The sequence below is a fragment of the Streptomyces sp. x-19 genome, from assembly GCF_046549115.1.
In the GTDB taxonomy this organism is placed as follows: Bacteria; Actinomycetota; Actinomycetes; order Streptomycetales; family Streptomycetaceae; genus Streptomyces; species Streptomyces albulus_C.
This window is the reverse complement of record NZ_JAJPWK010000002.1, coordinates 1-20126: the sequence shown is the minus strand read 5'-3', so window position 1 is coordinate 20126 and position 20126 is coordinate 1. Positions and strand designations below refer to the sequence as shown.

The 20126-nt window shown below is 71.4% G+C and carries 17 protein-coding genes and 1 tRNA gene; 9 read left to right on the top strand and 9 right to left on the bottom strand.

The genetic code is table 11. The features are described from left to right. The first annotated feature begins 56 nt into the window (after positions 1 to 56). Positions 57 to 827: a LamG domain-containing protein gene (locus ACLJT4_RS04430; RefSeq protein WP_411121088.1), complete on the top strand. Its 771-nt coding sequence runs from the start codon at positions 57 to 59 to the stop codon at positions 825 to 827. Between the two features lie 147 nt (positions 828 to 974). Beyond that, positions 975 to 1559 (top strand): sigma-70 family RNA polymerase sigma factor, encoded by a 585-nt coding sequence (locus ACLJT4_RS04425; RefSeq protein ID WP_411121087.1) that lies wholly within the window; start codon positions 975 to 977, stop codon positions 1557 to 1559. A gap of 3 nt (positions 1560 to 1562) precedes the next feature. Here ACLJT4_RS04425 and ACLJT4_RS04420 read toward each other — a convergent pair whose 3' ends face one another. Next, the gene (locus tag ACLJT4_RS04420; RefSeq protein ID WP_411121086.1) at positions 1563 to 2504 is read right to left on the bottom strand and encodes a hypothetical protein; all 942 of its coding nucleotides are present in this window, start codon (positions 2502 to 2504) and stop codon (positions 1563 to 1565) included. Between the two features lie 249 nt (positions 2505 to 2753). Between ACLJT4_RS04420 and ACLJT4_RS04415 the strand changes: the two genes are divergently transcribed. Further along, the gene (locus ACLJT4_RS04415) at positions 2754 to 7136 is read left to right on the top strand and encodes an FtsK/SpoIIIE domain-containing protein (protein WP_411121673.1); all 4383 of its coding nucleotides are present in this window, start codon (positions 2754 to 2756) and stop codon (positions 7134 to 7136) included. A gap of 75 nt (positions 7137 to 7211) precedes the next feature. Here ACLJT4_RS04415 and ACLJT4_RS04410 read toward each other — a convergent pair whose 3' ends face one another. From ACLJT4_RS04410 to ACLJT4_RS04395, 4 genes are all read right to left on the bottom strand, one after another. Beyond that, a complete protein-coding gene (locus ACLJT4_RS04410; RefSeq protein WP_411121085.1) occupies positions 7212 to 8462 on the bottom strand; it encodes a hypothetical protein in 1251 nt (416 codons plus the stop codon). Between the two features lie 10 nt (positions 8463 to 8472). Beyond that, complete coding sequence (locus ACLJT4_RS04405; RefSeq protein ID WP_411121084.1) at positions 8473 to 9171, bottom strand: hypothetical protein; 699 nt, start codon at positions 9169 to 9171, stop codon at positions 8473 to 8475. Between the two features lie 46 nt (positions 9172 to 9217). After that, the gene (locus ACLJT4_RS04400; protein WP_016577971.1) at positions 9218 to 9514 is read right to left on the bottom strand and encodes a hypothetical protein; all 297 of its coding nucleotides are present in this window, start codon (positions 9512 to 9514) and stop codon (positions 9218 to 9220) included. Between the two features lie 74 nt (positions 9515 to 9588). Further along, the gene (locus tag ACLJT4_RS04395; protein ID WP_016577972.1) at positions 9589 to 9888 is read right to left on the bottom strand and encodes a WXG100 family type VII secretion target; all 300 of its coding nucleotides are present in this window, start codon (positions 9886 to 9888) and stop codon (positions 9589 to 9591) included. A 537-nt stretch (positions 9889 to 10425) separates the two neighbouring features. Between ACLJT4_RS04395 and ACLJT4_RS04390 the strand changes: the two genes are divergently transcribed. Together ACLJT4_RS04390 and ACLJT4_RS04385 are read left to right on the top strand one after the other, a co-directional pair. After that, positions 10426 to 11583 carry a sensor histidine kinase gene (locus tag ACLJT4_RS04390; RefSeq protein WP_411121083.1) on the top strand — a complete coding sequence of 386 codons (1158 nt, stop codon included), beginning with the start codon at positions 10426 to 10428 and terminating at the stop codon, positions 11581 to 11583. Further along, complete coding sequence (locus ACLJT4_RS04385; protein ID WP_411121082.1) at positions 11580 to 12236, top strand: response regulator transcription factor; 657 nt, start codon at positions 11580 to 11582, stop codon at positions 12234 to 12236. Before ACLJT4_RS04390 ends, ACLJT4_RS04385 begins: the two co-directional genes overlap by 4 nt. A gap of 37 nt (positions 12237 to 12273) precedes the next feature. On the opposite strand, the gene ACLJT4_RS04380 is transcribed toward ACLJT4_RS04385, so the two are convergent. The 3 genes from ACLJT4_RS04380 to ACLJT4_RS04370 all read right to left on the bottom strand — a co-directional run bounded on the left by ACLJT4_RS04380 (position 12274) and on the right by ACLJT4_RS04370 (position 15023). After that, entirely contained in the window at positions 12274 to 13077 is an 804-nt protein-coding gene (locus tag ACLJT4_RS04380) for an ABC transporter permease (protein WP_411121081.1), read from the bottom strand. A gap of 56 nt (positions 13078 to 13133) precedes the next feature. Then, positions 13134 to 14051, bottom strand: coding sequence for an ABC transporter ATP-binding protein (locus tag ACLJT4_RS04375; RefSeq protein WP_411121672.1), 918 nt, complete (start codon positions 14049 to 14051; stop codon positions 13134 to 13136). A gap of 898 nt (positions 14052 to 14949) precedes the next feature. Next, positions 14950 to 15023, bottom strand: a tRNA-Gly gene (locus ACLJT4_RS04370). Between the two features lie 283 nt (positions 15024 to 15306). Between ACLJT4_RS04370 and ACLJT4_RS04365 the strand changes: the two genes are divergently transcribed. The 4 genes from ACLJT4_RS04365 to ACLJT4_RS04350 all read left to right on the top strand — a co-directional run bounded on the left by ACLJT4_RS04365 (position 15307) and on the right by ACLJT4_RS04350 (position 18488). Then, positions 15307 to 15465 (top strand): hypothetical protein, encoded by a 159-nt coding sequence (locus ACLJT4_RS04365; protein WP_016573140.1) that lies wholly within the window; start codon positions 15307 to 15309, stop codon positions 15463 to 15465. A 140-nt stretch (positions 15466 to 15605) separates the two neighbouring features. Continuing rightward, the gene (dcd, locus tag ACLJT4_RS04360; RefSeq protein WP_016573139.1) at positions 15606 to 16181 is read left to right on the top strand and encodes a dCTP deaminase; all 576 of its coding nucleotides are present in this window, start codon (positions 15606 to 15608) and stop codon (positions 16179 to 16181) included. A 69-nt stretch (positions 16182 to 16250) separates the two neighbouring features. Next, entirely contained in the window at positions 16251 to 16748 is a 498-nt protein-coding gene (locus tag ACLJT4_RS04355) for a phosphoribosyltransferase (RefSeq protein ID WP_016573138.1), read from the top strand. Between the two features lie 153 nt (positions 16749 to 16901). After that, complete coding sequence (locus tag ACLJT4_RS04350) at positions 16902 to 18488, top strand: ricin-type beta-trefoil lectin domain protein (protein WP_411121080.1); 1587 nt, start codon at positions 16902 to 16904, stop codon at positions 18486 to 18488. Positions 18489 to 18613: 125 nt separating this feature from the next. On the opposite strand, the gene ACLJT4_RS04345 is transcribed toward ACLJT4_RS04350, so the two are convergent. After that, positions 18614 to 19543, bottom strand: coding sequence for a Yip1 family protein (locus ACLJT4_RS04345; RefSeq protein ID WP_411121671.1), 930 nt, complete (start codon positions 19541 to 19543; stop codon positions 18614 to 18616). Positions 19544 to 20126: the final 583 nt, after the last annotated feature.

The following is a 20126-nucleotide window of genomic DNA, read 5'->3' as shown; positions in this document are numbered from 1 at the left end:
GGCCGGACGCGTGACCTACGAGTGACACCTGTACGCCGCACGTTTCGGGGAGATTCATGAAGCGCAGATGGTCGCTCATCACCGCGATCGCCGTCCTGACCGTCGCGCTGGCCTTCGTCGTCGTGCAACTGGTGCGCGGCCAGGGGGCCGGCGACCAACCGGCCGCGGCGAAGCCGGTCGCGTCCGCTCCGGGCACCGACCCCGGCGCGCTGCGCGGCGTCGCGTGGTGGCCGCTGCACCAGTCCGGCACCGCGAAGGTGGGGGAGCGCGACGCGGAGGTCCTCGGGCGCACGGAGTGGGTCGACGGTCCCACGGGCGGTGCCCTGCAGTTGGACGGGCTCAGCGGCTACGCCGAGACCGGCACCCGGCTCGACACCAAGGGCCAGGACTATTCGATCGCCGCACGGGTGCGGCTCACCGCCGACGACATGAACGGCTTCCACACCGCCATGTCCCAGGACGGCGACCAGATCAGCGCGTTCTTCCTCCAGTACTCCGGTCAGGACCAGAACTTCGCGTTCAGCTTCTCCGGCGCCCGCACCGTCGCGGAGAAGACCGAGAAGCCGCAGGCCGGCCGCTGGTACCACCTCACGGGCACGTACAGCCAGAAGGACCACCGCATGCAGCTCTACGTCGACGGTCGACTGGCGGGGAGCCGGATCGCCACCAACAGCGTGGACCCCACCGGCGAGGTGGTGCTCGGACGCGCCAAGTTCAACGGGGAGACGGTCGACTTCTGGCAGGGCGACATCGCCGACGTGCACCTCTACGACCGGGAACTGACGCCCCGTGAGGTCGAGTCGCTGTCGGCCCGCGAACCGGACTGACCGTGGCACCGGGGCGGGCCCACCGCCGACGCAGGCCGGCGGACACACCGCACGGAGCGCACGCACGACCGCTCGCGGCAGTGCCCGCCGGCCTCCCGCAGCCGGCTGACCCGTCTCGCCCACAGATGACCGGAGAGGAAAAGGCCCTTGTCGGCCAGCGCTTCGACCGAAGACCGCATACCGGACCCCGCCACGCCGGAGTCCCGCCCGGACGAGTTCCTCAGGGCCCTCTACCACTCCCACGGCAGCGCGTTACTGCAGTTCGCCGCACGGCGCCTGGAGGGCGACTGGCACCGTGCCGAGGACGTCCTCCAGGAGGTCGCGATCCGCGCCTGGCGGCACGCCGAGGAGCTCGACCCGACCGCGGAATCGGTGCGGCCGTGGCTGTTCACCGTGCTGCGCAACCTCGTCATCGACGGGCACCGGGCCCGCCAGGCCAGGCCGCCGGAGAGCGGTGACCCGGAACTCGCCCACCTGACGGTCCCGGACGACGTGGACCACGTCCTGACCTCCCAGGTACTCGTCGAAGCGCTGCGCGACCTGCGGCCTTCGCAGCGCGAGGTCCTGCTGCACGTGCACTACCTGGGGCGCAGCGTCAACCAGACGGCCCAGGTCCTCGGCGTTCCGCCGGGCACCGTCAAGTCGCGGACGCACTACGCCGCGCGCGCCCTGCGCGAGGCGCTGCACAATCGCGGACTGCACGTGGACGGCCAGGAGCGCGAAGCCGGCTGAGGCTCACGCGAAACGCCCCACGTGCCGGGTGATCTCCAGGCCGAGCGGTCCGGTGTCGAGTGTGCCGCCGGCACCGGCCCGCCAGCGCCACCCCGCGGGCGCCTCGCCGACCACCAGCAGCGCGTCCCCGCGTCCCAGGGCGTCCAACGCGCCCTGCCGTCGCGGAAGTTGCGAGGCGTCCACCACGAACAGGTGCGGGGCCTCGCCCTGGACGGCGATCCGGCTGCTGCCCTCGATCAGCCGGAAGATCTGGGTGACGTCGGAGACTCCGGGCTGCGGCTGTCCCGGTGCCCCCGAAGCGGCCCGGGCGAACGCCTCCTCCAAGGTGGCCGCGGTGTGCAGCCGCGAGCTGTGCGGCCCGTCGCCGGTCACGAGTCCCGCGCCTGCCAGGGATCCCACCAGGGTGACCTCGGCGAGGGCGCCCACCGGGCTGGAGAGCGTCTCGGCGACGAGGGCCCGCACGAGGCTGTGCACCTCCTCGTCCGGGCCCGTCACGGACACCGGTCCGGACGAGCGGGAGAGGTCGACCAGCACCCGGTCGGGGCCGTCCAGCCCCACCGTCACCGTCAGCGCGTACGGCAGGGCCGGCTCGCCCTCCGGACCGGGGCGGTGCAGGGCGTCGAGCGAGGCCGTCCAGCGCTCGCCGTCCTCCTCGGCGGTCCAGGGCGCGGGGGCGGTCTCCTCCGCGCCGGCCAGCAGCAGTCCGAGCCGCTCCTCGGAGTAGACGACGGCGTACAGGTCGGGCAGCGACCGGCCGGAGCGCAGGCACTCGCCCGTCAGCCGGCGCAGGCCCGCGTTGACCGCGTCCAGCGCCTCCCGTCCCACGACGGCGGCCGAGGCGGCGACGGGCTTCGGCGGGCGGGCCCGCCACTCGGTGACGGCCAGCGCGGCCACCGCCCCGATCAGCGCCAGCCCCAGCACCGCGGCCAGGACGTACCAGATCATCTTCTGACTCCTTGTCGGGACGCCCCGGCGGCGGAGCCGGGACGGTCGAAAGCGGGGCGGCACCGCGGCGGCGTCGCGGCGCCGTGCCTCCCAAGGCGACTACGGCGCCGGCCCCCGGATGGTTCACGGGCCCGCCAGGTGAACCATCCGGGGACCGGCGCCGTAGCTCACGTCAGTGGCACGGGAGCCGTCGAACACGGCTCCCGAGGCCCCCCATTCGCGCCGGCTGGAGGACGTTTCGTGTCGTTGATGTTGACCGTGGTCGAGGGGGACGGTGACGCGTTCGACGTCCACCTCGACGCCGACCCCGACACGCCGGTGGGCGCCGTCGCGGAGGCGCTGGCCGGGGCGGGCGGCGGCCACCGGCCCCCGGAGGGCCTCGGCCTGTACGCCGGCGACCGCCTGTTGCCCGCGGACCTGCGGCTGCGGGACTCGCCGCTGCACCACGCGGCCGTCGTCGGCCTGGGCCGCCCGGCGGGCACCGCGTCGGCCGAACCGGACGGGCTGGTGGAGGTCCGTGCGGTCGGCGGGACCGCGGCGGGCGCGGTGCACCGCCTCGACATCGGCGAGTACCGGATCGGCCTGGCGCACGACGGGACCGCCCAGGTGCTGCGCGCCATGCCGGACCGGCCGTTCGCCATCTTGACGGTGGGCCCCGGAGGGCGCTGCCGGGTGGCGCCGGACGCGGCCGCGCCGGCCGGCGACCCGCCGCAACTGGACCGCGAGGACCTCGCCGAGCCCACCGCCTGGCCGGCCGGCGCGCAGCTCCTCGTCGGCGGCTGCCTGCTCGAACTGGCCCTGCCGCAGCGGCCGGACGCGGCCGTGCAGCCCTCGGAGGACGGCGCCGGCTGGGACTACAACCGGCCGCCGCGGCTGCGGCCGGCCGAGAACGCCACCCGCTTCACGCTGCCCTCCCCGCCCGCCTCGCCCGCCGCCCGCCCGCTGCCGTGGATCACCGCGCTCGCCCCGCTGGTGATGGCGGTGGCCGGCGCGCTGGTCTTCGGCCGCATGTCGATGCTGCTGTTCGGGCTGCTCTCCCCGGTCGCCATCCTCGGCAACTACCTGGTGAGCCGGCGCAGCGGACGCCAGTCCCACTCGGACGCCGTCACCGCCTACGAGGAGAAGAAGGCCCGCATCGAGGGCGACGCGCAGCAGGCCCTGGCGGCCGAACGCACCGCCCGGCGCCGCGGCTTCCCGGACCCGGCCGAGGTCGTCCTGACCGCCGTCGGCCCCCGGCGCCGCCTGTGGGAGCGCCGCACCTCGGACGCCGACTTCCTGGAACTGCGCATCGGGACCGCCGACCTGCCCTCCGACGTGGTGCTCCAGGACCCGACCAAGGACGAACACCGCCGCCAGGACCCGTGGACCGCGTACGACGTCCCGGTGACCGTTCCGCTGCGCCAGCACGACGTGCTGGGGATCGCCGGCGAGGGCCCGGTCGCCCGTGCCGTCGCGCAGTGGGCCGTCGCCCAGGCCGCCGTCCTGCACAGCCCCCGCGACCTCCAGATCCACCTGCTGACGACCGGCGGCCCGGGCCGGGACAGCTGGTCCTGGCTGCGCTGGCTGCCGCACGTGCGCAAGAAGTCCGGCGACACCCCGGCCAGCATCGGCTACGGCACGGAGACCTGCGCCCGGCGGGTCGCCGAACTGACCGCGCTGATCGCCGAGCGCGCCGGAACGGACGACCGGCGGAAGCGGTCCGCCGGCCCCGACGTCCTCGTCGTCCTCGACGGCGCCCGCCGGCTGCGTTCGCTGCCCGGCGTCGCGCAGATCCTGCGCGACGGACCGGCCGTCGGCGTCCGCGCGGTCTGCCTGGACGCCGAGGAGCGGCTGCTGCCCGAGGAGTGCCAGGCCGTCGTCGCCGAGGAGCCCGGCGGAACCGTGCGGGTGGGACGCTCCGGGCGGGGCACCGTCGGGGGCATCCGGCCCGACGCGGTGTCCCAGGACTGGTGCCGGTCGCTGGCCCGCGCGATGGGCCCGCTGCGCGACCCGGGCGGGGCCGACGAGGAGGCCGCCGTGCTGCCCGGCGCCGCGCGGCTGCTCGACGTGCTCGCCCTCGACCCGCCGCAGGCCGCCGGCATCCGGGCGCGCTGGGCGGCCGGGGGCCGCTCGACCCGGGCGGCCGTCGGCGTCTCCCTGGACGGCCCGTTCTTCCTGGACCTCAAGCGGGACGGCCCGCACGGGCTGGTCGCCGGCACCACCGGCTCCGGCAAGTCCGAACTGCTGCAGACGCTGGTCGCCTCGCTCGCGGTGGCGAACCGGCCGGACGCGATGACGTTCGTCCTCGTCGACTACAAGGGCGGCTCCGCGTTCAAGGACTGCGTGGACCTGCCGCACACCGTCGGCATGGTCACCGACCTCGACGCCCACCTCGTCGAGCGGGCCCTGGTGTCGCTGACGGCGGAACTCACCCGGCGCGAGCACATCCTCGCCGCGGTCGGCGCCAAGGACATCGAGGACTACGTCGACCTACTGGAGCGCAACCCGGCGGGCCACGAGCCGATGCCCCGACTGCTCATCGTCATCGACGAGTTCGCCTCCATGGTGCGCGACCTGCCGGACTTCGTGAAGGGCCTGGTCAACATCGCGCAGCGGGGCCGCAGCCTCGGCATCCACCTGATCCTGGCGACGCAGCGCCCCAGCGGCGTCGTCTCCTCGGAGATCCGCGCCAACACCAACCTGCGGATCGCCCTGCGGGTGACGGACTCCGGCGAGAGCCAGGACGTCCTCAACTCCCCCGAGGCCGCGTCGATCTCGCAGAGCACGCCGGGCCGCGCCTACGTCCGCCTCGGCCAGAACTCCCTCGTGCCGTTCCAGTCCGGTCGGGTCGGCGGCCGCCGACCCGGTGCCGCGGCGAGCTCGCTGCCGGCCCCCTGGGCGGTGACCGTCGGCTGGGAACGGCTCGGCGAACCGCTGCCGCCGCGGCCCCGCGCCGCGGCCGCCCCCGCCGAGGTGGAGACCGACCTCGCCGGACTCGTCCGGGCCATCCGGGACGCGGACCGGGAGATGGGCATCCCCGCGCAGCACAGCCCCTGGCTGCCGCCACTGCCCGAGCAACTGGTCACCGGCGAACTGCCGCCGGTCCCGCCCTCGGACTACGACCTCGCGCCCGTCGCGTACGGCGTGGTGGACCTGCCCGCCCAACAGGCCCGACTCCCCCTGGTGATCGACCCGGCGACGCTCGGGCACCTGCACGTCATCGGCTCGCCCCGGCAGGGCAGGTCGCAGACGCTGCGCACCATCGCCGGCACCCTGGCCTACGCCCACTCCCCGGACCGCCTGCACATGTACGGCATCGACTGCGGCAACGGCGCCCTGCTGGCCATGGAGGGGCTGCCGCACTGCGGTGCCGTCACCCAGCGCACCCAGCCCGACCGGGTGGCCCGGCTGCTCGCCCGGCTGACGACGGAGCTCGCCCGGCGGCAGGAACTGCTCGCCGCCCACGGCAGCGCCGACCTGCCGGAGCTGCGCCGCAGCCTGCCGGAGGCCGAACGGCCGCCGCACATCGTGCTGTTCATCGACCGGTGGGAGGTCTTCGACAAGCAGCTCGGCGAGTACGACGCCGGAAACCTGCTGACCGGCGTGCTGAACCTGCTCCGGGACGGCGGGAGCGTCGGCATCCACCTGGTGATGACCGGCGACCGGGCGCTGTTCTCCAGCCGGGTCAACGGCTCCACCGAGGACAAGCTCGTGCTGAAGCTCAACGAGAAGTCCGAGTACGGCATGATCGGCATCACCCAGCGGAACGTCCCCGACGAGATCCCGCCGGGCCGCGCCTTCCGCGCCGCTGACAAGGCGGAGGTGCAGATCGCGCTCCTCACGGACAACCCGGAGGGCCAGGCGCAGGCCGCGGCGCTCCAGCAGATCGCCGAGTACTGCCGCCAGCGGGCGGCCCACCTGCCCGCCGCCACCCGGCCGTTCCGCGTCGACACCCTGCCGGACCGGCTCACCTGGGAGGAGGCGGTCCGCTACCTGCCGCGGCCGCTGCCCTCCGCCCGCTGGGCGCTGTCCGGCGTCGGCGGCGACGAACTCACCGCGTTCGGACCGGACTTCGGCATCACGCCGACGTTCCTCGTCGCCGGTCCCGCCCGCTCGGGCCGCAGCACCGTCCTGGCGACCCTGGCCCTGTCGCTGCTGTCCGTCGGGACGCCCGTCGTCATCGGCGCGCCCGCCCGGTCGCCGTTGCGCCGACTCGCCGGCCGGCCCGGGGTCCTCGCGGTCTTCGACGAGTCCGACATCGACCCGACCGCGCTGGAGCAGGCGCTGGCCTCCTCGGCGCAGGGGGCCGTGGTGCTCCTGGACGACGCCGACCTGCTGCTGAAGTCGAAGGCCGAACCGGTCCTCACGCCGATCGCCAAGTCCGGTGCCGAGAACGGCCGGGGCCTGGTGATCGCCGGGCAGACCGACCGGCTCTCCTCCGGGTTCTCCGGCTGGCACACCGAGGCCCGCCGCAACCGGTGCGGTCTGCTGCTGAAGCCGCAGAACATGAGCGACGGCGAACTGATCGGCGTCAAGGTGCCCCGCAGCCGCCTGGGCGCGACCCGCCCCGGCCGGGCGATCCTGCACCTGGGCGACGGCGTGCTGCGCACCGTGCAGGTGCCGGAGACGGTGCTCCCGCCGGCCGGTAGCTGAGATCCACGGCAGAGGGCTCCCGCCCCGGCGACGGCCGGGGCGGGAGCCCTCACGCGTTCCGGGACGCGGCCCGGATCAGGTCGACCCGTCCACGTAGCTGGGGTCGCGCACGAACGTGCCCTGCGACCCGCCGGGGACGGCCCCGTTGATCGCCCAGCCGAGCCCGGCCACGCCGATGAGGTTCGAGCTCTGGTCGAACCACGTCCCCGTCTTGGTCCAGATGTTATTGAGGCCCGGCAGCTGCTTGAGCACGTCCGGGACCTTCATCGTCCCGTTGGGGAACTTCGACAGGATGTTTCCGACGAAGGCCGTCGGATCCTTGAACCCGGTGAACCCCTTGAGGGTCGGGCCGATGCTCTTGATGTTGATCTGGATCGTCTTGAGATCGTTCCCGACGGTCTTGAGGGTGTTCGCGATCCCGCCCAAATTGGCGATCTTGACGAGGCCGACCCCGCCGAGCACCAGCCCGAGACCGCTGAGGACCATGTCGAGGATGTCCCACTCACCCGACTGAATACTGTCGACGATGTTCATGATGAAAGGGATGGCCGCGGTGACCAGACTGGCGATCGTCAGGATGAGCCCGAGGCCCTGGAGCCCGGGGATGAGCATGGCGATGATCCCCAGGGCGGCGCTGATAAAGCCGAGCACCTTCTTGAAGATGTCCTTGATCTTGTCCCACAGGCTCTTGCCCCCGACCGCCTCGCCCGACGCCTCGTCCAGGGCGCGGGCCGCCGTCGAGGCGTCCGACTCGCGCAGCTCCTGCGCGTCCTCGGCGAGCATCCGGGCGGCGTCGAGGTCCCGCTGGGCGGCGTCGACGTCCCCTTGCGCCGAGGACTGGTCGTGCCGGGCGTTCTCCATGGCCTGCCGCGCACTGCGCCGGGCCGCCTCGTCGTCCGGCGGCGGCGGGTCCGCCGCGTCCAGGCCGCTGATCACGGACCCCGCCGCGGTGGCGGCGTCGGTGGCCCGCTGCAGCCGCTCCTTGGCGTCCCGCCCGTCGACCATGGCGTTGTCCGCCTTGCGCTGATGGTCCGCCAGCTGGTCGGCGTACGTGCTCAGCGCGCGGGCCGCCTTGTCGTACGAACTGTGCAGCTTCTCCACCTGGTTGGCCAGGTCCCCGAGCTTGTCCCGGAGCTTGTCCATGGCCTTGCCCTCGCCGATCTGGCGACCCTTGAGGCCGCTGACGATGGGGAGTGCCTGGTCCGCGTCGTCCGCGACGGCCCGGTACCGGCCCGCGAGCGTCGTGAGCATCTCCGCATCGCCCGGCGTCGGGTCGTCCGAGAACCCGAAGACCGTCTCCCACTCGGACACCGCTGGCCGCGCCATTGCCGCGCCCTCACTTTCCGTTCTCGTCCATGCCCTGCGGGCCCTGTGCGGCCGACACGGCCGTGCCCTTGCTCTTTACTTCCACGAAGCGCAGCGTGCCCGCGATGGCGTCGAACACCTCGAAGAACTGGTCCTTGAGCTCCACGTTGGGCGTGGAGCTGGAGACCACCAGGTACTCGCGTCGGCCCGGGATCGGGAACAGCGTGTGCAGCAGCGCCGTGCGCACCGGCTTGCCCTTGTAGTCGATGTCCTCGATCGAGGCGATCCGCCCGACCGGCCCGACCTCCGCAAACTCCAACAGCTCCACCTCGCGCGGCGGGTACCCGCTGCTCTGCGGGCCGTCGGCCTGCATGCCCGCCCCGAAGAGCACCTCGGCCAGGTCCGCCGGCTGGTCCTCCGGCACGGGCATCCGCACCACGACGGAGGTGGCGCTGAGCATCGAGTCCCCGCCGGGGAACGCCACCATTCCCGCCGCCTGGAGCGCCCCTCGGGCGTAGGCTTCGCGGGCCGTGTGCCGGGTGGTGCGGATCAGGCCGTCGAGCCGCTCGCGGGAGAGCTGCGGAACTCCCCTCGCCTGGTGCTCGATCCGGCGGCGGATGGACGCGTCCCGGGTGCTCGGGTCGAGGTCCAGGTACCACCACGAACCGGGGTAGCGCAGCTTGTAGTGCGCGGGTGCCCCCGGATCCCGGTCCGTGACCGGATGCGTCATGACGCGTGTCCCTTCTACCAACGGGCTCTCTGCCCTCCGGCTCTCGTCAGCTCTTCTTCGACTCGTCCAGCGCCTTGACGGTCTCGTCGTCCGTCTGCGTGAAGGCATCGGCGATCTTCTTCGTGTTCTCGGAGAAGACCTTCACGTTGTCCTGCACCTTCTCGTGGCCCTCGCTCCACTTGTGGTCGAAATACGCGAGGGATTCGGCGAGCGTCGAATCACCCACGTCGCTCTTCGACCCGACGTCGCTGAGCCGCGCGGTGTTGTTGATCCGCTCCCCGATGTCCTCAAGCGACTTGACCGTCTCGTTCAAGTCCTCGATGGGGACGCTGATGCGGGTCATCGGCTGCTCCTCTCCGGCCAGTACCGTCCGGTCCCGCCCTCCGACCGGAGGGCGGGACCGGACACGGGGCCACGTCAGCCGATGGCGCCGGACGTCTGGTCGTCGGTGTCGACGAACGCGTCGGCGACCTGCTTGATGAACTCGCTGACGCCCTGCAGACCCTCGATCGCCTTCTCGGTGCCGTTCTTGTACTCCTCCCAGAACGGACGGAACTTGGTCTCGGAGCCCGGCGTCGCGTAGGCCGCCTCGACCATCTCGTCCATCTTGGTGTTGGCCTCGTGAAGGCTCTGCTGCATCAGTTCCTTCTGGTTCTGCAGCCAGGTCGACGCCTCCCGCATCTCGTCCGGGCTGATCTGAATGTTGCCGCCGGCCATGTCGGTTCCTTCTCTCGTTGCGGATCGCCGCGGCCGCTCGGCCGCTCACACCCGGCTCTACGCGGCCCCCGCCAGCCCGGTTCGGCCTGTTGCGGAACGGTGACGAAAGATCGCGCACCGCCCACACCCCCACCGCCCGGCCACGCCCAACTCGGCCACGGCCAAACGCCGTCCGACACCAGCCTTAGTTACTTGGCGGTGGGGGCCCTGTCGGAGGTAGCCGGATTGGCTCGTGGGGGACCGTAAGAATGTTCGTTGTGCCCCAGGGCCGGCCACCAGCCCGCGAAGGCTGGGGTACGGGCGCGCGCGGAGGTTCTCGTTAGGCTGGGTGGCGCCGAGAAGTCAGGACAGGCGGTGCGGTGGGGGTTCCGCTCGTCCGAACCCGGCCCGCCTTCGCCGCTGGAGGATCCCTTCACCATGCGTCCGGACCATCACCACTCACCGAAGGATTCGAGCCTGTCGAACTCGTCACCAGCCGCGTTGCGGCCGTCGGCGGAGCTTCCGGGGCGCCTGTTCTGGTGGGAGAGCCGCCGGAGCATGCTGTTCGATGTGGCGGTCGCGCTGGGCTGCGTGATGGTGTTCGTCTTGCTTGCCGAGATTCCGGGGGGCTATCCGTTCGGGCTGCCCGCTCCGGTTTTCTTCGCGTTGGCAGTCGTGGCGGGCCTGGCGCTGGTCTGGCGCCGCCGCCTGCCGACGGCGGTGTGTCTGGGGATCATCGCGGCGACGCCTTTCCAGGTCACGCTCTTCACGCTGCCCGTCAGCCTGTACTCGCTGGCCAAGTACGGGCGCAGCGGTCGCAATCTGATCATTCTGTCCCTGGGCGCTGGGCTTGCTGCCGCCGTCGCGCTGCTGGAGTCCGGCCTGGCCAGCCTGCTGAACCGCCTGCCGTTCATGGTCCTTTTGGTGGCGGGGCCGGTGCTGTTGGGCATGTATGCGGGTGCCCGGCGGATGGTGGTGGACGGTTTGCGGGAGAAGGCCGAACGGCTGGAACGCGAGCAGAGCCTCCTTGCGCGGCAGACCCGGATGGCGGAGCGGACCAGGATCGCCAGGGAGATGCACGACGTTGTGGCACATCGGGTCAGCCTGATGGTCATCCACTCCGGCACCCTGGAGGTCGATCCGGCAAACAGCGAAAAGACGGTCCAGACTGCCGAATTGGTCGGCCAGATCGGTCGGCAGGCTCTGGAGGAACTTCGCCAGGTGCTCGGCGTGCTGCGGACGGAGGACGAGGGCGGCGAGGGCGGCGAGGGCGAGGAATCTGCCCCGCGCGCGCCACAGCCCACCTTGGACGACGTACCCGTGCTGGTCGAACAGTCGCGCGCCACCGGTATGCGGATCGAACTGACCCGGTCAGGGACTGTGCGGCCGCTGGACGCGACGTGCGAGCGCACCGCGTACCGGCTGGTCCAAGAGGCGCTGACGAACGTGCACAAGCATGCGTCAGGCGCCGCCACGCACGTCGATCTGCGCTACACGCCCGACGCACTGCAGGTCACGGTGGAGAATGAGGCCGGTTTGGACACTCCGCCGACCGGTCTGCCCAGCGGCGGCCACGGTCTGATCGGACTCGCCGAACGCGTCACCGTCCTGGGAGGCACCTTCGAGGCCGGCGCACGGCCAGACGGCGGTTTCCGGGTCGCCGCCGTCCTGCCCACGCCACCTGCCGACACCCCCGCCAGAAAGGCCGCTCCATGAGCGTTCGCGTCCTGCTCGCCGACGACGAGGATCTCGTCCGCTCCGGCCTGATCCTGATTCTGCAGGCCGATCCCGATATCTCGGTGGTCGCCGAGGCGAGCGACGGCGCGCAGGCCGTACACCTGGCTCGTACGCACCGGCCGGACGTGGTGCTCATGGACATCCGGATGCCGGTCATGGACGGCCTGGCCGCGACCAAGGAGATCACCAGGCTTCCCCACCCCCCGAAGGTGGTGGTGCTCACCACCTTCGACCTGGACGAATATGTGCACGCGACGTTGCAGGCCGGGGCGATGGGCTTCCTGCTGAAGAACACCCCGCCGCGCGACCTGATCCGCGCGGTCAAGACCGTCAACAGCGGCGACGCCATGCTCGCCCCGTCGGTGACCCGTCGCCTGCTCGCCGCCTTCGCCACCCGCGACACCGACCGGACCGCCGAGGCCCGTAACCGTCTCGGCGACCTGACCGCACGCGAACGCGAGGTGCTCAAGCTCGTTGGCGAGGGCAAGCCGAACGCCGAGATCGGCACCTGCCTGCACATGAGCGAGGCCACGGTGAAGACCCACGTCAGCCGGGTCCTTGCCAAGCTGCAGTGCGCCAACCGCGTCCAGGCCGCGATCGTCGCCCACGACGCCGGCCTCCTCACCACGTAGCCCGGCCCGCAACTCCCGGTGTACGCAGGCGGAGTCGTCATGCGTCGCGTCGACCCAGCAGGCTCAGGGCCACTGCCGTGGCCGCCGCCGTCCACGCGCACAGCACCGCGAATCCGCCCCAGGGCGGAAGTCCGCCGAGCATCGGGCCGACCTGTGTGATCGCGAGCCCGGCGTTGGGCGGCGTCATGCCGACTGGCAGGTACCGCTCCATGCGGCTGACCGACGAGCCGGACACCAGAAGCGGTACGACGAAGATCAGCACGAACATCACGATGATGCCGCCGGTCGTGCCGCGCACGATCGTGGTCACCACGAGCGAGAGCACGGCCAGCACGCCCAGATAGAGCCCGGCACCGAGCACCGCCCGGACCACCTGCGGATCCGCGAACGTCCCCGAGACACCCGGTGCGGACGCGTACACGACGGCGAAGGAGAGCACGCTCAGCAGCACCCCGGTGACCAGGGCGAGTGCGCCCACGACGAGCGCCTTCGCCATGAGCCACCGCGCCCGCCGCGGCACGGCCACCAGTGACGTACGGATCATCCCGGTGCCGTATTCGCTGCCGATGGTCGTGGCCGCGAGGACCACCACGGCCAACTGGCCGAAACCAAGGCCCAGGTGGCTCATGCTCACCAGAACCTGGACGGACAGTCGGCCTTGCGCCTGTTCCTTGAGAGCGACCAGTACGGCGACGCCGACAGCGAGCGCGGTCAGGGTGGACAGGCACCACGCGGTGACGCCCACGGTACGGATCTTGACCCACTCCGACCGGATCAGGTTGGCGAACACCGGCTCGCCCGGACGGCCACGGCGGGTGGCGGCAGGAATGGTGACGGACATGGAAGTACCTATCTGAGAGAAGCTGAGAGAAGCGTGCCTGTGCGGCGGTGGCGGAATCAGATCTGGTCGGGCGTACCGGTGCGGTACTCCACGCTGTGCCCGGTCAGCTCCATGAACGCCGCTTCCAGCGAGACGCGCTGTTCGGACAGCTCGTGCAGCTCGGCACCGCACGCGAACGCCATCGCGGAGATCCGCGCGGCGTCGAGACCGGTGACGAGGAGGGTGTCCGCACCATCGATGGTGGTCTCTCCCCCGGCCTGCCGGATCCGTTCGCCGAGTTGATCAGCCTGCGGGGTGCGTACCTTGACCGCACGGCGTGAACTGCTCCCGACGAGCTCCCGCACGCCGGCGTCGGCGATGAGCCGACCCCGGCCGATCACCACGAGGTGGTCCGCGGTCAGCTCCATCTCGCTCATGAGATGGCTGGACACGAACACGGTGCGGCCCTCGGCGGCGAGTCCCCTCATCAGGTCGCGGACCCAGCGGACGCCCTCGGGATCGAGGCCGTTGACCGGCTCGTCGAACAGCAGCACCTGCGGATCGCCGAGAAGGGCGGCGGCGATGCCCAGCCGCTGGCTCATACCCAGCGAGAAACCACCGACCCGCTTCCCGGCCACCGAGCCGAGGCCGGTGATCTCCAGCACCTCGCGCACCCGCCGACGCCCGATCCCGTTGCTGTATGCCAGCCCCAGCAGATGCCCGTACGCGCTGCGACCGGGATGTGCCGCCTTGGCATCGAGCATCGCCCCCACCTCGTGCATCGGATGACGCAGCTGAGGGAACGGCCTGCCGTTGACCAGCGCACTACCTGACTCGGGGTGATCCAGGCCGAGGAACATCCGCATCGTCGTGGACTTGCCCGCCCCATTCGGCCCCAGGAAGCCGGTTACCTGGCCGCTACGCACCGTGAACGACAAGTCGTCCACCGCCACCTTCCCGCCATAAGCCTTCTTCAGCGCCCTGGCCTCCAACATCGCGCCACCCAACGCACACGCTCCCTTCCTTGATGTCCAGCGGAATTCCGGCTGCTCAAGCACCGTACGAACCCGAACGCGCCACCGGGACGCCCAAAAGGTGAAACCGTCGTCCGCGCATCGTCGCGACCTGCGCCGGCGTCCTCCTACCAATGACGGATGAGCCGGTACATCGATCGGCCGACCGGCACGACCTCGCGTGCGGCGGCCGGGAGCTACGTCCAGTTGCCCAGGAGACACAGCGCGGCCTGGGGCCGTCTCCCGATAAGGGCGTGGTGATGCGCCGATGAGGCAGCGGTCTGTTGACCGTCATGGTCGTCCGGTTCGTCGCTTACCTCGACACCTACCGGGGGCCGGCCCCCCAGGCGGCAGCCCTGCTCGGCGCACTCCTGACCAACTGGTCACCTTCGCGCCCTGCTTCCCGCCGCCGTACTTCGCCGAACACATCCTCGTTACCGCCGCGGACGCCCTCACCCTGGGACAGCGGCCGAGGCGGGCGCTTCTCCGGTTGGCGGCAGGCCGCTGAGGCACACGATGTTCACAGCGGTGGCTGTGAGTACGTGTTGCAGGTGAGCTTTGGGCCGACCTCTGGACCGGTACACGAGCGACGTCCGGGCCCACCTCAAGCCCCGCATCGGGCATGCGCGGATCGATCACCAGAAACCGCTGCCACGCTCTCCGGTCTCCGACCAACCGATGACAGCTCGGGCGTGACTGACTCAAGTCACAGAGCGTGCGTCACGCTATTCGACATGATCGCCCCTCAAGGCGCCTGAGTCGGTACGGGAGTTCGCGAAATCCACCCTCCGACAGTAGATGGGGCTGGTGGAGGGCTGGCCGACCTGGAAATGGCCTAGGCAACAAACAAGGCCCAGGTCTCCGACCTGGGCCTCAACTATGGAGCGGGTGACGGGAATCGAACCCGCGCTCTGAGCTTGGGAAGCTCATGTTCTACCATTAAACTACACCCGCGTAACACCGCCCGGTCTGGAGTGAAAACCAGTCTGGAGGCGGAGCTTCGTCGCACACTCTACCCCATCGCCGTGCCGCGGTGCATTTGGCATGTCCGGGTGGTGGGTGGGGTGCCTCGGAGGGGGTGTCGGGGAGGTGGTTGGGCGGGCTCCGCGGGGCGGTACGCGGGTGCGCGGCACGGGAGTTGAGGCGTACGGTGGGGCACCGGAGTGCCGCCTGTGAGTGCACCCAGTTCATCCCCTAATGTGGCTTTTGTTGTCCATGCAGTTGGGAGAGGGACTTGATGGAGCGCACCGTCGTACGTTGTGCCGAGGGGCACGTCTTCAGCACCGCTTCGTTCCCCATGCAGACCACCGACCGGCTCGGTCCCGGGCGGCTGCTGCGCTGCCCGCGCTGTGCTCGGCTGCGGCACTCGGTGCCGGTGGAGCACGCCAAGCGGTAGCGGCGGTCGCGGGGTCGCGGTGAAGGTCGGCGGCGATCTTCGGGCGTGACGTCGAGGTGAGGTTCGTGCGGCCCGGTCCCTGATGGGGGCCGGGCCCTCGTCGTTCGGAGGGGTGTGCGCGGGCGCGTATCCTCGTCTGCGTGCTTCTCTCAGACAAGGACATCCGGGCCGAGATCGACGCCGGTCGGGTGCGTATCGATCCCTACGACGACGCGATGGTGCAGCCGTCCAGCATCGACGTGCGGCTCGACCGCTACTTCCGGGTGTTCGAGAACCACCGCTACCCGCACATCGACCCCGCCGTCGAGCAGGCCGACCTGACCCGCGAGGTCGTGCCGGAGGGCGAAGAGGCGTTCATCCTGCACCCCGGCGAGTTCGTGCTGGCCTCGACGTACGAGGTCATCTCGTTGCCGGACGACCTCGCCTCGCGCCTGGAGGGCAAGTCCAGCCTGGGCCGGCTCGGGCTGCTGACGCACTCGACCGCAGGGTTCATCGACCCGGGGTTCAGCGGGCACGTGACGCTGGAGCTGAGCAACGTCGCGACGTTGCCGATCAAGCTGTGGCCGGGCATGAAGATCGGGCAGCTGTGCATGTTCCGGCTGACCTCGCCGGCGGAGCACCCGTACGGCAGCGAGCGCTACGGCTCGCGGTACCAGGGGCAGCGCGGTCCGACCGCGTCGCGATCGTTCAAGAACTTCCACCGTACGCAGGTGTGAGGCACCTTACGCAGGTGCGAGGCGGGGCCGGTGCGGGTCCCGGAGACGAGGAAGAGGTCTGGGAGAGTCGTGGGTGACGTGCGGGAGAACCTGACGTACGAGCTGTTCGGCGGAGCGATACGCGAGCTGGCGCAGACGATCGCGGATGACGGGTACGAGCCCGACATCGTGCTGTCGATCGCCCGGGGCGGCGTTTTCGTGGCCGGTGGGCTGGCGTACGCGCTGGACTGCAAGAACATTCACCTGGTGAATGTCGAGTTCTACACCGGGGTGGGCACCACCTTGGAGATGCCGGTGATGCTCGCGCCGGTGCCCAACGCGATCGACTTCTCGGACAAGAAGGTGCTGATCGCGGACGACGTCGCCGACACCGGCAAGACGCTGAAGCTGGTGCACGACTTCTGCCTGGGGACCGTCGCCGAGGTCCGCAGCGCGGTGATCTATGAGAAGTCGCACTCGCTGGTGAAGTGCGAGTACGTCTGGAAGCGCACGGACGACTGGATCAACTTCCCGTGGAGCGTCGAGCCGCCGGTGGTCCGGCGCGAGGGCCAGATCCTCGACGCCTGACGCACCGCGGCACGTCCGTCCCGCGAGCCCGCGATTGCTGCGGGCTCGCGGCGTTTTGCGGCGCGCCTTTCGGCCAGTTCTGTTCCGGGTGTTCCACCGGTCACTACCTCCGAGTAGAAACCGGCGGTAACAGCAGACCGGAGGGGAGGCCCAATGGTGCGTGCGAGACGCGGGCCGCAGTGGAGCGGACGCGGACGAGGGCGGCGGCTGCGGGCCGCCGTGGCGGTGTCGGCGGCGGCGCTGACCGCCGCGTTCACGGTGACGGCGGGCGGCGCGAGTGCCGCCCCGGCCCGGACCGCGACGGTGGGAACCGCAACGACGGCCGGGCGGCCGGCCGTTGCCCCGCTGTCGCCGGAACTGGAACGGATCCGGGCACAGGCGGCGACGAAGCTGTACGGCGACGCCGCCGTGCGGCCGCTCGACGAGCGGAAGACCTCGCTCATCTCGTTGGGCGACAGCGAGATCGCCGGCGAGGGCGTCGGGACGTACGAGCCGGGGACCGACGGGCCCACCAACTGGTGCCACCGGTCGCCGGATTCCGCGATCCACCGGACCGGCATCGCGGCGGACGTGACGTACAACGTCGCGTGCTCGGGCGCGTACACCGGCAACATCCGGTTCGGCGGCACCAAGCAGTACGCCGATGAACTGGTGCAGAGCGACAGTCTGGCCATCGCGGCGCGCAACACCCGGCTGAAAATGGTCCTGCTGGTCGCCGGCGCCAACGACGACCTCCAGTTCGGGCCGGTGATGACGGACTGCGTCGAGCGCTGGTTCCTGCTCCAGGGCACCTGCGAGCCCAAGTACCAGCCGGGCTGGCAGGCCCGGGTGGACGGGCTGGTGCCGAAGGTCGAGGCGACGGTGCGGGACCTGCGGACCGTGATGCGGGACGCCGGGTACGCCGACGGCGACTACCGGTTCGTGGTGATGTCGTACCCGAGCCCGATCGGCCCGGACGTCGAGGACAACCCGGACTTTCCGGGGAAGATCCCGGGCGGGTGCACCGGGTACACCTCGGACTCCGGCTGGGGACGCAACGCGGCGGTGCCGGCCTTCGAACGCGGCGTGCGCAAGATCGCACAGGACACCGGCGTCACCTACCTCGACTCCTCGCGGCTCTTCCACGGGCACGAGGTGTGCATGCCCGAGACCTGGGCCCGCGGCCTGTACGTGAACCTCTCCAACCCCTTCCCGCCGGACGCCAATTCGGTCCGCCAGTCCTTCCACCCCAACGCCCGCGGGCACGGCGCGTTCGCGTCCTGCCTGACGCAGCTGTACGCGGCGCCGCAACTGCGCGAGGCGTCCTGCGCCGACCCGGCGAACACCGGGCGGCCCGAGCTGTACCCGGGCGCCTGGGACGACGCCTACCGGCCGCTGAAGAACGCCGCGACCGGGACCTGCGTGGACGCCACCGGCGGGCTGTCCCGCAACGGCACCGCGGTGGGCGGCTGGGACTGCAACGGGCAGCGCAACCAGGGCTGGTGGTACGACCAGGGCCGCAAGTCGCTGCACGTGGAACTGACCCAGGCGAGGTGCCTGGACGTGCCGGGCGCCCGCTACGAGGCCGGCGCCGCACTGGTGCTGTGGAACTGCTCGGGCGCGGCCAACCAGCAGTTCGCCAGGGACGGCGGCACGCTCCGCCCGACCGCGGCCCCGTCGCTGTGCCTGACGCTGGGCGCGGCGAAGGACCCGCTGCGGCTCCAGAAGTGCGACGGGTCGGCGGGCCAGCGGTTCGCCTGACCGGCCGCCGGAAGCCGAGGGCGGTCCGGCCCACGGAACGACGAGGGGCCCGTTCCGAGAGACGTCGGTGACGTCCTTTCGGAACGGGCCCCTCGATCCGTGGGCCGGACCGCGTCGTACGCCGGTTACAGCGTGCCGAGCTTCACCAGGGCCAGCAGCGCGACCAACTGGATCGCGGAGGCGCCCAGGGCCTTCGGCCACGGCAGGTCGTGCGACTTGCTGACCATGGAGGTCAGCAGGTAGCCGGTGGCGAGCCAGGTGGCCCACCCCAGCACCTGGACCAGCGGACTGTCGCCGCCCAGGAACATGGCGAAGAGCAGCCGAGGCGCGTCCGGGATCGTCATGACCAGCATGGACAGGCCCACGGTCGGCTGCCAGGCGCCGTCACCGCCCAGCTGGCGGGCCATGGTGTGGGTGACCGCGCCCAGGATCAGACTGCCCAGGATGAACATCACCGAGGTGATCAGCACCCACGGGACGCTGTTCCCCATCGTCTGGTTGAGCACGTCCTCGCGGGCCTTGTCGAAGCCGAAGACCGCGAGCAGCCCGTAGACGAAGGTGACGATCAGCGCCGGGGCCCACAGGGCGTGGTCCCGCATCTGCCAGAAGGTGGGCGTGGGCCGCAGCACGATGCCGGACAGCAACTGCTGCCACGGCAGCCGCGGACCGGCCGGGGGCGCGCTGCTCTGGCCGGCGCGGTAGGTGCCGCCCGCCGCGTACTGGCCGTCGGCCGGCCCGTAGCCGTCCCCGTACCCGTCGTAGGCGTCCGGGGCCTCGCCGACGCTGAACTGCTGGGTGTGCCCCGGAGCGTTGTTGAGGTTGTCGTAGGCGGGGTGCGTCGGCTCCGCCGCCTGGTAGCCGCCGTCGCCGAAGTACTCGGGCTGCCCCTGCGGGCCCGGCCCGCCCTGGGGCGCGCCGTACGCCTGCGGCGCCGAGGGCCACTGTCCCTGCGGAGGCTGCTGCCCGTACGGCGCCGGCGGGCCGTACCCGTGCGGCGCCTGCTGCCCCGCCTGCTGTCCGTCCTGCGCGGGTCGGGCATCCCGTCCGCGCCCCATCCTGAATCCAGCCACGCCCTCGAAAGTACCTGGTCCCACTGCGCGGGTGGGGCCGCGTGCTGGGGCAGCGGCCCTTTGGAGCCGAGCTGTGACATCCCCTAGGGGGTTCCCCTCCGGGGGGTGGGTTTCCCACGTTGTCCGCTGCGCGGGCTTCTTCCCACGTTGTTGGCTTTCCCGCCGTGGGGTTGTTGTTTGCGCCTGCGGCGCGGGGCCGCTGCGCGGGGCGTTGTCCGCTGCGCGGGGCTTGTGGGGTGCGGTGCCGGGTTGGCGGGTGGTGGGGTGCCCGGACTGCTGCGCTTTACGTCCGGGCACCCCACCACCCGCCAACCCGTCCCCTCCCGTGAGTGGGTGGAAAGGGGTGGGTTGGGGCTTGTGTTGGTGGGTTGCTGCGGCTCCGTGGGTGTGGATTCACATGCATGGGCATACCCAGGGGTTTCACGTGTGTGAGCGCGTCCAGGGTGGTGGCCAGCACCGACCCGCCGGGCCTCGGCCCCACCCACCCGTCTTTCCACCCACCCCAACGGGAGGGGGCGGGCCGGAGGGGGTGGTGTGCAGGACGTAAAGCGCAGCAGTCCTGCACACC

What these genes read in the sequence shown, in the direction of transcription:
- ACLJT4_RS04430 (WP_411121088.1), top strand. Translation starts at nt 57, where the DNA reads ATGAAGCGCAGATGGTCGCTCATCACCGCGATCGCCGTCCTGACCGTC.
- ACLJT4_RS04420 (WP_411121086.1), bottom strand. Translation starts at nt 2,504, where the DNA reads ATGATCTGGTACGTCCTGGCCGCGGTGCTGGGGCTGGCGCTGATCGGG.
- ACLJT4_RS04415 (WP_411121673.1), top strand. Translation starts at nt 2,754, where the DNA reads ATGTTGACCGTGGTCGAGGGGGACGGTGACGCGTTCGACGTCCACCTC.
- ACLJT4_RS04410 (WP_411121085.1), bottom strand. Translation starts at nt 8,462, where the DNA reads ATGGCGCGGCCAGCGGTGTCCGAGTGGGAGACGGTCTTCGGGTTCTCG.
- ACLJT4_RS04405 (WP_411121084.1), bottom strand. Translation starts at nt 9,171, where the DNA reads ATGACGCATCCGGTCACGGACCGGGATCCGGGGGCACCCGCGCACTAC.
- ACLJT4_RS04400 (WP_016577971.1), bottom strand. Translation starts at nt 9,514, where the DNA reads ATGACCCGCATCAGCGTCCCCATCGAGGACTTGAACGAGACGGTCAAG.
- ACLJT4_RS04395 (WP_016577972.1), bottom strand. Translation starts at nt 9,888, where the DNA reads ATGGCCGGCGGCAACATTCAGATCAGCCCGGACGAGATGCGGGAGGCG.
- ACLJT4_RS04390 (WP_411121083.1), top strand. Translation starts at nt 10,426, where the DNA reads ATGCTGTTCGATGTGGCGGTCGCGCTGGGCTGCGTGATGGTGTTCGTC.
- ACLJT4_RS04385 (WP_411121082.1), top strand. Translation starts at nt 11,580, where the DNA reads ATGAGCGTTCGCGTCCTGCTCGCCGACGACGAGGATCTCGTCCGCTCC.
- ACLJT4_RS04380 (WP_411121081.1), bottom strand. Translation starts at nt 13,077, where the DNA reads ATGTCCGTCACCATTCCTGCCGCCACCCGCCGTGGCCGTCCGGGCGAG.
- ACLJT4_RS04375 (WP_411121672.1), bottom strand. Translation starts at nt 14,051, where the DNA reads ATGTTGGAGGCCAGGGCGCTGAAGAAGGCTTATGGCGGGAAGGTGGCG.
- ACLJT4_RS04365 (WP_016573140.1), top strand. Translation starts at nt 15,307, where the DNA reads ATGGAGCGCACCGTCGTACGTTGTGCCGAGGGGCACGTCTTCAGCACC.
- ACLJT4_RS04350 (WP_411121080.1), top strand. Translation starts at nt 16,902, where the DNA reads ATGGTGCGTGCGAGACGCGGGCCGCAGTGGAGCGGACGCGGACGAGGG.
- ACLJT4_RS04345 (WP_411121671.1), bottom strand. Translation starts at nt 19,543, where the DNA reads ATGGGGCGCGGACGGGATGCCCGACCCGCGCAGGACGGACAGCAGGCG.